This window comes from Microcoleus sp. Z1_B2 (assembly GCF_036700325.1).
Lineage (GTDB): Bacteria > Cyanobacteriota > Cyanobacteriia > Cyanobacteriales > Microcoleaceae > Microcoleus.
Window position 1 is genome coordinate 50725 of record NZ_JAUBOQ010000022.1, and the last position, 13652, is coordinate 64376.

The window sequence follows — 13652 nt, forward strand, 5'->3', positions numbered from 1 at the left end:
ATAGCCATATTTATAACCTACGCAAGATTTCGGGCAATAAATCTCCGGGAACTTTGGATAAGGCTAAATTTTGGCCTGGCAGCCCACATTCACTATAGAAAGCTCTAATCGTTTTGACAATATAGCTCAATGCTGTTTGCCGGGAATCAGCAGCTTGGGAGTTTGCCGTGGCTTGCAGGTTGAGTTTATCCCCATATATTAACCCTTTGTCATTGAGATATTGTCCCCATTCGGCGCACACTTGCAACTGGTGGTGCAGTGCTGCTTCTAGATGGCTTGTCTGTGCGACTTTGTTAGTGGCGAAATCTGGGTCGGTGGCTAGTTGATAGTGGGCTAGTCCGAGATTGTTGCGGGCGGCCAAGGCGTCAAAGGTGAGTTGGGTTCGATCGAGCTTTCCGGCGATATCCAAGGCGGCTTCGTAGGCGGTAATCGCCTGCTGCAATGATTCCGTCCGCGCCTGTTTCTGCTGAAACTGGTTCGCCAAATGCCAATAAGCGGTACCGAGATTGTTGTAGGTGGCTGCTGCTGCTGCGGGTACTAATTCTCTGGTGCGGTATTTCAAGGCTTCGCGGTAGGCGGAAATCGCCCTGACTAGCAGGGGTTCTGAGGGTTGGTGCTGGGCGAGGTTCCAGCAGGCGGTACCGAGGTTGTTTTGCACTCCGGCATAGTTGAGGGGTTCTCGTTCGGGACTGTAACAGGAGAGGGCTTGGGTGTAAGCTGCGATCGCGCTTTTGAGATATACGATCGGCTCACCATCTTGAGCTAAATTCCAGTATGCTGTCGCCAAATTATTCTGAGCTGCAGCGTACTGCTGGGGCTCCACGGCGGGATCGAGATCCAGCAGCGCTTGTTGGTAAGCTGCAACTGCGTGCTGCAAGTTCTCTGTCTTGTCTCGATAGCGAGCTAAATCTGCCGAGGCGATTCCCAAATTTTTGTTTAATCTAACGCGGGTTTGGGGTACGGTTTCGGCATCTGTTCGGTTCAAACCTTCAAGGTAGAGGGCGATGCTGCGTTCAAGGCTGGATACTGGATCTGAGGCGTTATGCTGCGTGCGATCGCGCGATAGCATCCAGTAGAGAGTGCCGAGATCGTTGAGCAGATCGGAAATTGGCGGTAGGCTGTGGGACTCCTGGGCGTACTGAGTTAAATTTTGTGTCAATTGGGCAATCAGCCGCGCGCATTCCTCAGTTAGTGGTTGATTTTGCTGCGACTTGCTGTCAACTTCGAGATACGCAATCACTTGTTCGATCGCACCAATGGCGATGGTCAGGTTTTGCTCTGAAATGTCTCCGCCCAGAATGCGATCGCGGTAGTAATTTCCCAAACCGTGATAAGCCAAAGCTAATGCTTCACAACAACACTGATGTTCTTGCAGCAGTTCGATGTATTGCAGGGTTTGCAGCGGCAGAAAATTCTCCTCTGATGCGGGATTATTTTCGGCTGCCAAATCCTCAGAAGCTGCTGCTAAAACCAAATCTGCCAGTTGGACGGATTTAGAATCAGGCGCTGGAGACGGGGGATAGGAAATTGGGGATTGTTCCTCATCTGCCAGTTGGACGGATTTAGAATCAGGGGCTGGAGACGGGGGATAGGAAATTGGGAATTGTTCGTCGGGAATTGGGGATTGTCCAGACAAAGAAGATATTAAAAGTTTGTTGCCAAAGTCTCCGCTGTCGCGCAGGTTTCGCAAGTCTCCTGAGTTTCCGAAGTCCTCAAAGTGCCCGAAGTCTTCCTTAGCTGGAGTTGGTTCGCCTTCAAACTCAAATACTCCGGTTCGCCAGTGCCAAAATTCTGGGGCCGATTGCTCGATCGAACTCAGCCAGGGGCGCGACACCCACAGCAACAGAGTAGACTCGCACATTTGCAGGTTTGCTTCGATGTCTCTCAAATAGCTCAGGAACGACCACTGCACGGCTGCTGACTGCCTTGTCAGGTGTTCTGCCCCGATAATTTGAAATCCCGGCAAAGGGCTGTAGCTGCCCCTGTTTTGGGGCGGTGGGTGTTGAGTCAGCCACGCGGCGATCGAACCCCAAGGATTTGGATCGCTCAAGTCGAGTTCCAAGCTGACAAATCGGGGGTAGTCGATCGGGGAGCGAGGATCGGAGCCTGCGCTCTCTGCGGCTAATTCTGTCTGCAAGCGGGCTGCCAGACAGTCTCGCAAGCACAAGTCGTCGCAGGCGGCAATAAAAATTTGACGGCGTAAATTGAGGTCGATCGCCTGTTTCAAGCGTTGGTAGATCAGCTTGTTCGAGCTAGAAACTTTTTGGGAAGGAATAGACATCAGGATCAGCCGATTTTAGATTTTAGATTTTAGATTTTGGATTGTAGATTTTAGATTGTAGAGTTGAAAGTTGAAATCTCGATCGCTCATAACTCACAACTTGCGCCCCAAAGGCAGTCAATCGATTTTAGATTTTAGATTTTAGATTTTAGATTGAAGCCTTGACTTGCGCGAGATAAATACGTTCGGCAAGTTTCTCGGATACAGGTTTTTTATTTCTGGACGGATGAATCACGTGGCGGGTATCCTGGATGCGGGAATTGTCAATCGCACCGGTGATGACTAAAGGATTGTAGATTTTCAATTGGCAATTTTATGTGAGTGACGAACCCGTGTTAGTATTTGCAACCCAAGTCCCTGAACCCAACAGCAGAGAGGAAAACACCAAATTTATGCTGGTCTTATTTAGCTTTCGGGCTCGCTCGGCACGCTTCAGGATTGTCGCAACTACCTGCTTTGTATTGAAACACAAAAACCATGTTTCCTTGGGAAAGGAAAACATGGTTTCTCGAAGGATTATTTAAAATTGCGATTTGAAGCAGCTTTGAGTCTCAGGCCAGTTTTCAGACGGAGGCAGCCACGTACACCAAACCGGCGACTAACATGGCTGCTGCAATACCCATGATGATGTAGTTGCGTTGCTGATTTTTGTTGGGAGGTACGGCTTCATACACCTTCGGCTCTTTAGCAAAGTTGTTCAGGCGTCCATCGTCATCTTTGATGTAAGGCATCAGTCACAATCCTTAATATTTTTGATGCTTACAACTCTACCAAAAAAGCGCCCAGGAAAATTCAGGAATTTATTTGGATGTGACGGTGCCTGTTTGGGGGGAAGAGGCGATCGCGTAATCTTTGATCGGCATTCTGCCTGCTAAGTACGCCATCCGCCCCGCTTCTGCTGCCATGGACATTGCTTTTGCCATTGCCGGGGAATTTTGGGCATTGGCGATCGCCGAATTAATCAACAGTGCATCTGCTCCCATTTCCATTGCTCGCGCCGCTTCGCTGGGGGTTCCGATACCCGCATCGACTACCACAGGAACCTTCACCGTGTCAATAATTATTTGAATGTTGGCCGCATTGTTGATCCCTTGCCCGGAACCGATGGGCGAACCTAAAGGCATGACTGTCGCACAACCGACTTCTTCTAGGCGTTTTGCCAGCAGGGGATCGGCATTGATGTAGGGCAAAACGGCAAAACCTTCTTTGACTAATTGTTCTGCAGCTTCCAAAGTGCCGATCGGATCGGGCAGCAAATATTTAGCATCGGGAATCACTTCTAATTTGACAAAATTATTGTCTTCTTGCCCTAAAAGTTTCGCCATTTCCCGCCCTAAACGAGCTACTCTAATCGCCTCATCCGCAGTTTGACAACCGGCAGTATTTGGCAGCATCCAGATTTTAGTCCAATCGAGAGCCTCTGCCAATCCTTCATGCCCCGGAGCATTTGTTTGCACTCGCCGCACAGCTACAGTCACAATTTCGCACCTGCTAGCGTTGACACTTTGCTGCATTTCTGCGATGCTGCGATATTTTCCCGTCCCCGTCATCAAACGAGAATGAAAAGTTTTGCCGGCAATAATTAGAGGTTTGTCTAAAGATGGCATTTCTGTATCTACTGGATAGCCAAAAATGCTGTACTCAAGTGCCTCTTCCCAGTTTTTTCTGCCTCCCAGCATTGCTTCAAGCTGCCAACCTTCTTTATTTGTCAGCTCATCGCGGGTAACTGCATAAAGAATTTGCCCAACAGTTATCAATTTGGCATCTCGCGGCATATTATTTTTTAATCCTCTTTGTATAATTTCTTCAAACTCATTAAAAACGTCTTCCATTTTCCCATTCCTCCCTAGTAATTTCTTGAGATTCTTCGCTATTGAATACTAATATAATGCTCTGAATCCGTTGTGTGTCGTCCCAATAAAAAGCTTTTCTGATGCCGTCGTTTACCTTCCAAAACTCGTAACTCTTTCGGTTTACGTGAAAAATAACCGTTACTGCACCTTGTTTTTTTGCTCTACTGATGCCTTCTTGCACTCGGTCTCTGATGTTTTGAGTCTGTTCTGTCAACTCCTTAAATTCGCAAATCTCACCGTCTATCTCAGCATCTGGCGTTCTGACACCCTCTGCTGCTTGCTCGCTCAACATTCTAACTCTCTTCCCTATTTTAGCCAAAACTTCAGCAATAAAGATTTCCGAATTATTAAGATTATGTTGTTGGTGAATTAGCACAAATCCGCCAGCTATCTCATCAAAATAATATCGCCGATATTCTGGTTCTGCATTTTCGTAGATGGCTCTGCTTGTTTCGATATATTCTGAATTCACCGTTATTATACTGTAAATAGACTCCGAGCGGGTAGAGTTAAAAGTATGAAATCAACTGTTGAGCAACTGGCTAAAATTGGAATATTTACCAGCTTAAACCAAACTGAATTAGAGCGATTGCAAGAACATACAGCAATTCGCACTTACCGACAGGGAGAAGTTGTGATGTATGAGGGCGATCGCATCCCCGAAAAATTATACACTCTTTTGAGCGGTTCTCTACGGGTTGCAAAAACAGCGACGGCGGGCAAAGAAACAATTCTCCGCACTTTGTTTCAGGGAGATATTTTTGCTGCACCTGCTTTGCTAGGCAACGGCATTGCCCCCGCAACGGTGACTGCAGAAACTGATGTGCAAGTTCTTACCACAGAACGGGAATTTTTGCTAGCAGCTATTCGGGAAAATCCTGAGATTGCTTTGCGAATATTGGCGGTTTTTAATCAGCGGTTGCAGCAACTGCACGAGACTGTGCACGGGTTGGTGTCGGAAAGGGCGATCGTGCGACTAGCCCGATTTATTCATTACTTTGGCGTCGAGCAAGGTACGAAGCTTGCTGATAATAGTGTATGTTTAGAAAAACGTTTTCCCTACTATCAAATCGCTCGCAGCATTGGAATTACCTACGAAGAATGCGTGCGGTTATTTAAGAAACTCAAGCCGTTTGTCTCCTACAGTCGAGGCGGTAAAATTATTGTATTGGATTGGGAAAAATTGGAGGATACCGCCTCTGGAGAAGAAATAGACTAAATGTTAAAATCCCAATTCTTGTAGTGCGGGTTTCACAAACAATATTTGACTGCAACTCACTATCTACATAAACCCGCCCCCGACAATCTGTGAATCGGGCGGGTTTATGAGATTATTGATTTTAGGCAATTATGGTTGGTAAAACCCGCCCCTACTGTGAATCGGGGCGGGTTGATGAGATTATTGATTTTAGGCAAGTATAAAACCCGCCCCCCAAGCAATATTGCAGAAATTAATGAGCCTCGGAAAGTGTCAAAATAAACGCCAAATTTTCTTCGGCTTTCAAAGCGTGAAGAGCTTTACCGGGCATGAAGACAAATACCCCCGGTTCCAAAACAATATCCTTGCCTTCAAGAGTCAAAATACCCTTTCCTTCGATGACATTAACTGTGGCATTCCTTGCCGAAGAGTGTTCCGAAATTTCCGTTCCTGCAGCCAGACAAAATAAACTGTACTGACAATTTTTGTCTTTGACTAAAATTTTGTTAAGCACTCCGGCGGCGGGATATTCAATTGCGTCTCGGAGTTGGATTGCTGAAGATTGTAGCGGTAAAAGAGTAGTAGTCATAGTTTTTGACAATTAATTAATTTGGTCACAAGTCTCGAATTTATCAGTGGCTTCACTTTCTTCCATCGAAAATCGAAAATCGATTGAGTCGGTTAAGATTGTTTTTTGGCAGAGATAACGATGTAGCCTAGATCCTGTTGGTAATGCTGGAAAACTCGACGCATTGCTAAGATACGATCGCGAATTTGCGATCGACTTAAAATATTCCACACAATCCGCACAGTACCCACAAACCCTTCATCTTGCAGCATTCGCGACAAATTTAGGAGTCCCATCGCCCCGGTTTGACACTTTTCTACTTGCAAACCCGCCTTTTGGTAAGCAGCAATCCAGCCCGACTCAGACAAAGGCGTTGAATTAGCCCGAGTCACTTCTGATAAAGCTTTTTGAATTTCTGATTCTCGGTTTCTAGCTAAAAGTTCGTGAGAGAGAAACTTGCCGCCTGGTTTTAAACGATCGCAAATTCCCGATACAATTTTAGCTTTCCCCGACGGTGACTGCATTGTCAGAATAGCTTCAGCCAATACCCAATCAAACTGTTGGGAAATCCGATCCAAGTGAAAAATATCTCCTTCCACAATTTCCACTCGATCGCTCAAACCGGCTGCTGCAACATTAGCACGAGCGCGGGCCACACTGTCGGGATTTTTCTCAACTCCCACTACTTTTACGCCAAAACGTTCAACAAGGGCGATCGAACTATATCCAAAACTAGCAGCCAACTCCAAAACAGTCTCCCCAGGCTGAAAATCCGCCCATTCAAATAACTGTTCCGTAGCAAGTTTCCCCCCCGGCCTCAACATTTTCTTACCCGCCGCGGCCAGAACTTCATGTCCGGGTGCAGTCTTAAAATTGAGAGCAGTATTGGTCATTAAATTGACCTCCTATGTAACCTTAATCTCAGTTTACCCAATTCTGCCTAATCTTTCTATGATCTAGCTCATATTCAAATTCTCGTAGGGTGCGTCAGCTCGATCAATTTTTGACATAACTGTAAAAATTTATGAGGCTGACGCACCCTACAATATCAGGAATTATACCATGTCCGCCCCTCAACAATTCGGACTGTTTTTGATTGCCAACAATACTTTCTGTCGAAAGCCCAAAACCCGTCCTCGTTATAGTAAGGCTCGCGAATTAAATAACTTACAATTTTAATTGTTATTGTGGGATGGGCTCTTATAGCCCGTCATGAGTGGACGGGCTATAAGAGCCCATCCCACACACAAACTTGTGGAAGTTATTTAATTCTCATTCCTAAGCTGTTGGGCATCTAAATTGTATTTTTGGGCAGGCTTTATGGCCCACCCACAAGACTTTTCTTAAATTTGACTATACAACAATTTAAATGCACTTCAGCTTACAACTTATTTCTGTTTATCCTGCAACCGAATTCGCTTTAAGAAACAATTGTCTCATTCCGCTCTTTAAAACATTGCTGCAACACAGAAACAGGCAGCTCCTTCAATTGACCCGATCGCACAAATTCAGCATAAGTATCAGCCTCTATTGCCTCCAAATCCCCTTCGAGTTTGTCGATAGTCATCTGCCGCAGTTCAGGAGATCGATCGTACATTTGATTGATTCCTGCTTGCAGCAAGTTTAATTTTTCTTGAAGCTGACTCACGAGATGATTGGAAAACTCAGGCTCGATTTTACGATCGCCCGATACTTCAGATAGATGCTTGAGAACCCGATTGAGAGCAACACGTTGGGCGATCGCCTCCAGATACTCCTGGCGCAACTCCTGGTTGTTCAACAAGCCCAGTTTTTCCAGCAGCGCCTTGGTGGTTAAACCTTGTACTAGCAGCGTAAATAAAACTACACCAAACACGATCGCAATAATTTTTGGTCGATCGGGCAGAACATGGGGTACGCTCAAAGCTAAAGCAATCGAGACAGAACCCCGCAATCCTCCCCACCAAATTACAGTTTGATCGGGCAATGAAATTTCAGAGTGTCCTAACCAATTGCTCAACCATCCTAAACCAAAAATAGCGATCGCTCGCGTCACAAACATCGCCACTACAGTTATGCCAATCACTCCTAAATTCGTTCCCAAATCAGCAAACCTCATCTGATCGCCAATCAGCAGGAACATGATCGAATTTACAAAAAACGCCAAAAAATTCCAAAATTGTGTCACCGCAAGTCTGGTACTGGGCTGCATACCGATACGAGAGCCGAAGTTTCCAAATATCAAGCCCATCACCACCACACCAATCACCCCAGAACCACCCAATTCCTCCACAATTATATAAGTGCCGTAGGCTGAAACTAAGGTTAACGATTGCTCCACCAAAGGTAAATCAAATGGTTGAGTCAGATAAGAAACTCCAAAACCGATTAAACTGCCGACAACCACCCCAATTCCCACAAAAGCTAAGAAACGCGCAATCAGAATTGGGATGCCAACTTCATCAGTCCCTAGAGAGAATCCCACCAAAAAACTAAAGGCAACAATAGCAATGCCATCATTAAATAAACTCTCTCCCTCCACCAGCAAAGCTAGGCGTTTTTCAACTCCCAGTTCCCGGAACAAGGCAATAACTGAAACAGGATCTGTAGCAGATATACTAGCTCCTACCAACAGGGCGATCGCTAAAGAAACTCCCGCTATTTGGTTGAGAGCAAAAGCCACGCCAGCAACGGAAATAACAACACCCACAACCGCATAAAGAGCGATCGGCACTAAATCCCGCTTGAGTTTAGGCCATTCCAGGTTCCAAGCAGCTTCAAACAACAGAGGCGGCAAAAAAATCAACAGAATCAGTTTTGGCGATAGCGACACCAATCGCACATCTATAAAAGCCAAACCCAACCCAACAATTACTAAAAGCAGCGTGTAGGGAATTTGGCGCAACCAGCCCCATATTTGCGGCAGCACCGCCACACTTAAGGAAACTAATAGCACTAAGAGAAATTGCTTCAGATTGCCCTCTATAGTCACTTGGTTAATTACAGCTTCTGGGGTCATATAATTAGGAATAAAATAGTTAAGGATTCGGTTTTTAGCGGGACTTATTCAGCGTCGATCGCCGCACTTCTTCAACTTGACTCACTTGAAAAATTAAGGTAAATGGTTGACCCATTTCTTTTTCGACAAATGCTTCTAAAAGCTGGACTTGTTTGGGTGTCAAAGCTTCGCTGCTGCGAACAATCAGACGCACTTCCGGCGGTTTCGTCAACCAGTTAGTATCAGTTGCAATCAGTTCCACCCGTTGAAAAGTAATAGTTCGGTTAAGCAACGCCCGCTTCAGACTAGCTTCAAGTTGCGCTTGCTCGATCAATTCCGCAAAACTCACGCCCAGAGGAATTACAAGTATAGCCGTCAATGCTAGCGCCCAAAAGATGGCTTTACGGGCCCGATGCAGGGGGGTGTAGCCGGCCATCAAAAAGGTTAGCATACAGGAGAGAGTAATTCCCAGCAAATTAGTAAGATACAGGAGGCTTGCTCCCAGGCTGAGCGACCAATTAGCTTGAGATAAGCCTAAACCTATAACACAAATTGGTGGCATCAGAGCCACGGCGATCGCCGTTCCCGCCAGAGTAGCAGAAACTTTGGGCTGAACTTTTGCATAGCCACTGATTCCCCCAGCGGCGATCGCAATTCCCAAGTCTAGTAATGTAGGTTTAGAACGAGCTAAAACTTCGCTTCCAAAGTCGGGAATTTGTACCAAAGCGCCCAGAAAACAAGCTAAAAAAATTGCTAGCACCGTCCCGACTGCTAATGCAACTAAACCTTTGCGGAAGATGATAACGTTACCTTCTACCGCTCCAAATGCTAACCCTCGGATTGGCAACATCAGAGGCGCAACGATCATAGCACCGATAATGACGGCTGCACTGTTGGAAAGCAGTCCAAAGGTGGCAATTATACAGGAACCGAGAATTAAGACAAGATAGTTAATATTTAGGGTTGATTCTTCCAACAAGTCAACTCGTATTTGCTTTAGATGCTCTCGAGGAATCCTGCTCCTAGTGAAATATTTAAGACTGTCTCGAATATTGTTGAGCAAAATAATCTCCTTAAGTCGGGGCTTGTATCCGTCACACGATTTTAGATTTTAGATTTTAGATTTTAAATTTACTCCACAGATTTTAGATTTTAGATTGACTACACTGAGGAATCTGGGAGGTTGAACAAAAGTCTAAAATTTGGGCTACTCACGACAAGAGTCGGGGGCTGGTATCCCTATGCAGGTGCGAGCAAAAGAATCAAAATCCCAGCCAGCAAGTTTTCGAGGATGTCCCAGAATCCGAAAGCAATTGTCGCGCCACTAATACCCAGCAGTTGCATCAAATCCCCTGCCTTGAATGACGGGATGGCGATGAATAACGCGATCGGCAATAATTGATTTATAATCAAGATATACCAATCCTTGCAGGAGTCGTAAAAAGATGTAGGGGTAATGCCTTTCTTTGCTTACCTCGGCCTCATGGGGCAACCACGGGGGGTTTGCCCCCTACAATAATTACACAAACGATGCGAGGATTGCTATATATAGTCCACCCCAATAATACCGAATCATGCTCGCAGAAGCAAACGCCACACTTTGGCCTAGTCTAATTACTGTTTCAGCATTAATTCTCTACTTCGTTGTTACCATCAACGTCGGCAGAGCTAGATTCAAATATAAAGTTTCTCCCCCGCAGATGACAGGAAACCCAGACTTTGAGCGAGTGGTGCGAGTTCAGCAAAATACCTTAGAGCAAATGATTCTATTTTTGCCCTCGCTGTGGCTGTTCTCGCAATTTATCAGCCCAATTTGGGCCGCCGGTATCGGCGCAGTTTGGATAATTGGACGTATTTTGTTTGCTTGGGGTTACTATCAAGCTGCCGAAAAAAGAGCGGCAGGATTTGGCATTAGTACCTTAGCTACTTTAGCTTTGCTTGGTGGTTCATTAACAGGCATAATTATGTCGCTGCTGAAGGTGGGAGCGTAACTTCCGATCGACATACTTGTTTTTCTACTCGTTGCCAAGCTCTGCCTGGTTACGCATATCCGGAGGATATGCCTCCACTTTTCCTGTTGAAAAAACGAGGCATATTCTCTGGACAGCGGTTCGCAGGCAGAGTTCGGAAACCAGTTAAATGTAATAAATGTTAGGAGTAAATATGTCAGAAACCAACAAACCCGTATTTGAAATTAACCCGAAACTTTTTCAGCAGCTTGTCGAGTGGCAAGAAAAACTTGAACGAGAAGATGAATTAGCAAGCGAGTCAGAAAACGAGAAACCAACTGAGGTGATAACTCCTCCAGACAGTGATGAACAGCATTCTCAAACAGATAATTTATAGCTGGTGGCTAGCAGCATCTTTGGCATTTCCGGCTGCTGTCTCGGCTCAATCGCTGACACCGAGCCAAATTCAGCAAGTCAATAGCGGTTTGTTTCGTTCTAACTCTCAAGACTTCTTTCAGCAAGGAAATCGCCAACTGGAAAGGGAAATCGCAATTTTGTTGCAAAAAAACGTCGCTTCCCAAGGCAATATTCTGGAGATTGATGAAAAATTGCGCTCTCAGCTTTGTAGCCAATTTAAAATATCGTCGTCGCATTCTGATACAATAAGTGCTGCTCAGATTGCTGATTTTCAGAGCCAATTAAAAGACATTTGCAGACACAATTAAAATGAAAGTGAGGTCAATATTCAAAGTTTAGTGCTAATGGATAAAGAGGCAATGGCAAAGTTAAAAACAGCCATGCTGGAAGCGGAAACCGCTGCTCATTTGGCGGCAATCATTATTGATTATACTCATGAGGAGATAATGATAGCTTTTCAGGAGCTAGAATGGGAAGAGCAGGCTAGAATTAAGGATATTTGGAAGACAGTATGGACGGGGGGTTTATGAAGATTATGGTTAGCCAATTAAAGATGTTGGTGAACCCGCCTCTTGTATCTTGAAAGCGGTAGATTGTGATTGACAGTTGAGTGGGGGCGGGTTTACGAGATTATTGGTTTTAGTCTGTTGGGTGGGGGCGGGTTTACGAGATTATTGGTTTTAGCCATAAATTGTTGGTGAACCCGCCCCTACAGGATTGATGTTCGTTAAATCAGGGATTCGAGGCATAATTGGCGGAAATGATCGCCCCGTTGCTCGAAGTTTTGGTATTGATCGAAGCTAGCACAGGCTGGGGAAAGCAGCACTACTTTAGCGTTGTTTTGTCTGCCTAATTCTGCTGCTCGCGGGATTGCTCGTTCCATTGTTTCGACTATTTCCCAAGCGTTGTAATTTGCTTGTTCGAGCCGATCGGCAAAAATACCTGCCGCATCCCCAATTAGCAACACCCCAGCAGCTTTCGCCTTGATTGTATCAATCCACGCGCGATCGTCCCCTTCTTTGGCATCGCCGCCCGCAATTAAAATCGCCGGTGCGCTAACAGAAGCCAACCCGACTTGGGCGGCGTCATAATTAGTAGCTTTGCTGTCGTTGATGAAATCTATGCCTTCCCAAGTGCAGATGTGTTCCAGGCGGTGCGAAACTCCGGGGAATTTGGCAATGGCTTGGGCGATCGCACTTTTATCTATCCCCGCCAAATTAGCTGCCGCCACCGCCATTAACAAATTCTGCAAATTGTGTTCTCCCACCATCCGCAAAGAATCAGCAGGCAGAATTTTCTCGCCTTGAGCTATTACCCAACCATCTTGAATATAGGCTCCAAAATCTGTATTTCCCAACAAATCTTTTTCACCTTTGACACTCGTCCAACACGCATCGGGCCAAATGTCAACTCCTTGTTGCCGCAAACAAGGATCGTCGCCGTTGATTACTTGCAATTCCGACTTTTTCAGCAAATGCGCTTTAATGTTGTAGTAATTTTCTAAAGTTTTGTGGCGGCTGAGGTGATCCGGCGTCAAAGTCGTCAAAACTCCGATGCGCGGCGCTACAAACGGCGAGGATTCTATCTGATAGCTGCTGATTTCTGCGATTACCCAATCCGGCTGTTTTTCGCCTAAAGCTAATTCGCACGCAGCATAGCCAATATTGCCGCAAGCGGGAGCGTAAAGCCCGGCCTCTGCAAAAATAGCCGCAATTAAAGCAGTAGTAGTAGTTTTGCCGTTAGTGCCGGTAATTCCCACCCAAGGAGATTTGAGGTAACGCCACGCGAGAGCCATTTCTCCGATTGTTTCAATCCCTAACTCTCTGGCGCGCACTAATGCTGGACTGTCCCAGGGAACGCCCGGACTTACTACTATTAATTCTATAGATTCGACTGGTTCAAAGGATTTACCTAACTCAACATTAATTCCTTCGTTAGCGAATTCCTGTTGCTGTTCGAGCAAGTTTGGGGAAGATGAGCGATCGCTCAGCGTTACTTCCCATCCTTCGCGTTTTAGCAGTCTGGCGGCGGCAATTCCTGATTTTCCTAGTCCAATGATATGAGCGATCGGCATAAGTTGTGTGTGATGGAGCGAATTTTCTTGGTTTTTTCCTCTTATATGTTACGGTTTTTTGGGGATGGTTTAACCGCAGAGGGCGCAGAGGACACAGAGGAGGAGAAGAGAGAAGATAGAAATGAATAATTCTGATACCAATGGATTTGATATTACATCAAAACCTTTGGCGGCAATCTAAAATCCACAATCTAAAATCTAAAATCGATTTCGGTTACGGTTTTTTTTGGATGATTTAACCGCAGAGGGCGCAGAGGGCACAGAGGAGGAGAAGAGAGAAGATAGAAATGAATAATTCCGATACCAATGGATTTGATATTACATCAAAACCTTTG

15 protein-coding genes are annotated in these 13652 nt (G+C 45.6%); 5 read left to right on the forward strand and 10 right to left on the reverse strand.

Features of this window, described 5'->3' with window-relative positions:
- Positions 1 to 10 precede the first annotated feature (10 nt).
- The 4 genes from QT984_RS14900 to QT984_RS14915 all read right to left on the reverse strand — a co-directional run bounded on the left by QT984_RS14900 (position 11) and on the right by QT984_RS14915 (position 4606).
- The gene (locus QT984_RS14900; protein WP_333051400.1) at positions 11 to 2281 is read right to left on the reverse strand and encodes a hypothetical protein; all 2271 of its coding nucleotides are present in this window, start codon (positions 2279 to 2281) and stop codon (positions 11 to 13) included.
- Between the two features lie 563 nt (positions 2282 to 2844).
- Positions 2845 to 3012, reverse strand: coding sequence for a photosystem II assembly protein Psb34 (psb34, locus tag QT984_RS14905; RefSeq protein ID WP_106333461.1), 168 nt, complete (start codon positions 3010 to 3012; stop codon positions 2845 to 2847).
- 69 nt (positions 3013 to 3081) lie between these two features.
- Entirely contained in the window at positions 3082 to 3888 is an 807-nt protein-coding gene (locus QT984_RS14910) for a thiazole synthase (protein WP_333051818.1), read from the reverse strand.
- Positions 3889 to 4096: 208 nt separating this feature from the next.
- Positions 4097 to 4606: a CdiA C-terminal domain-containing protein gene (locus tag QT984_RS14915; RefSeq protein ID WP_333051398.1), complete on the reverse strand. Its 510-nt coding sequence runs from the start codon at positions 4604 to 4606 to the stop codon at positions 4097 to 4099.
- Between the two features lie 45 nt (positions 4607 to 4651).
- Here QT984_RS14915 and QT984_RS14920 point away from each other — a divergent pair, with 45 nt between their 5' ends.
- On the forward strand, positions 4652 to 5353 hold the full coding sequence (locus QT984_RS14920) for a Crp/Fnr family transcriptional regulator (RefSeq protein ID WP_333051397.1): 702 nt from the start codon (positions 4652 to 4654) through the stop codon (positions 5351 to 5353).
- Positions 5354 to 5585: 232 nt separating this feature from the next.
- Here QT984_RS14920 and QT984_RS14925 read toward each other — a convergent pair whose 3' ends face one another.
- The 5 genes from QT984_RS14925 to QT984_RS14945 form a co-directional block, all read right to left on the reverse strand.
- Entirely contained in the window at positions 5586 to 5921 is a 336-nt protein-coding gene (locus QT984_RS14925) for a cupin domain-containing protein (protein ID WP_333051396.1), read from the reverse strand.
- Positions 5922 to 6013: 92 nt separating this feature from the next.
- Entirely contained in the window at positions 6014 to 6793 is a 780-nt protein-coding gene (locus QT984_RS14930) for a class I SAM-dependent methyltransferase (RefSeq protein WP_333051394.1), read from the reverse strand.
- Positions 6794 to 7320: 527 nt separating this feature from the next.
- Positions 7321 to 8898, reverse strand: coding sequence for a sodium:proton antiporter (locus QT984_RS14935; protein WP_333051392.1), 1578 nt, complete (start codon positions 8896 to 8898; stop codon positions 7321 to 7323).
- Between the two features lie 34 nt (positions 8899 to 8932).
- The gene (locus QT984_RS14940; RefSeq protein WP_333051391.1) at positions 8933 to 9853 is read right to left on the reverse strand and encodes a DUF389 domain-containing protein; all 921 of its coding nucleotides are present in this window, start codon (positions 9851 to 9853) and stop codon (positions 8933 to 8935) included.
- Between the two features lie 263 nt (positions 9854 to 10116).
- Positions 10117 to 10290: a hypothetical protein gene (locus QT984_RS14945; RefSeq protein ID WP_333051389.1), complete on the reverse strand. Its 174-nt coding sequence runs from the start codon at positions 10288 to 10290 to the stop codon at positions 10117 to 10119.
- Positions 10291 to 10451: 161 nt separating this feature from the next.
- On the opposite strand from QT984_RS14945, the gene QT984_RS14950 reads away from it, so the two are divergent.
- The 4 genes from QT984_RS14950 (at position 10452) to QT984_RS14965 (ending at position 11773) form a co-directional block, all read left to right on the forward strand.
- Positions 10452 to 10868 (forward strand): MAPEG family protein, encoded by a 417-nt coding sequence (locus QT984_RS14950; RefSeq protein WP_333051388.1) that lies wholly within the window; start codon positions 10452 to 10454, stop codon positions 10866 to 10868.
- A gap of 172 nt (positions 10869 to 11040) precedes the next feature.
- A complete protein-coding gene (locus tag QT984_RS14955; RefSeq protein WP_333051386.1) occupies positions 11041 to 11223 on the forward strand; it encodes a hypothetical protein in 183 nt (60 codons plus the stop codon).
- Positions 11192 to 11551, forward strand: coding sequence for a hypothetical protein (locus tag QT984_RS14960; RefSeq protein ID WP_333051385.1), 360 nt, complete (start codon positions 11192 to 11194; stop codon positions 11549 to 11551). The genes QT984_RS14955 and QT984_RS14960 overlap by 32 nt, the downstream gene beginning before the upstream one ends.
- Positions 11552 to 11602: 51 nt before the next feature.
- On the forward strand, positions 11603 to 11773 hold the full coding sequence (locus tag QT984_RS14965; RefSeq protein WP_333051383.1) for a hypothetical protein: 171 nt from the start codon (positions 11603 to 11605) through the stop codon (positions 11771 to 11773).
- Positions 11774 to 11970: 197 nt separating this feature from the next.
- Here the strand turns inward: QT984_RS14965 and murD are convergent, their stop codons facing one another.
- Entirely contained in the window at positions 11971 to 13317 is a 1347-nt protein-coding gene (gene murD, locus QT984_RS14970; protein WP_333051381.1) for a UDP-N-acetylmuramoyl-L-alanine--D-glutamate ligase, read from the reverse strand.
- Positions 13318 to 13652: the final 335 nt, after the last annotated feature.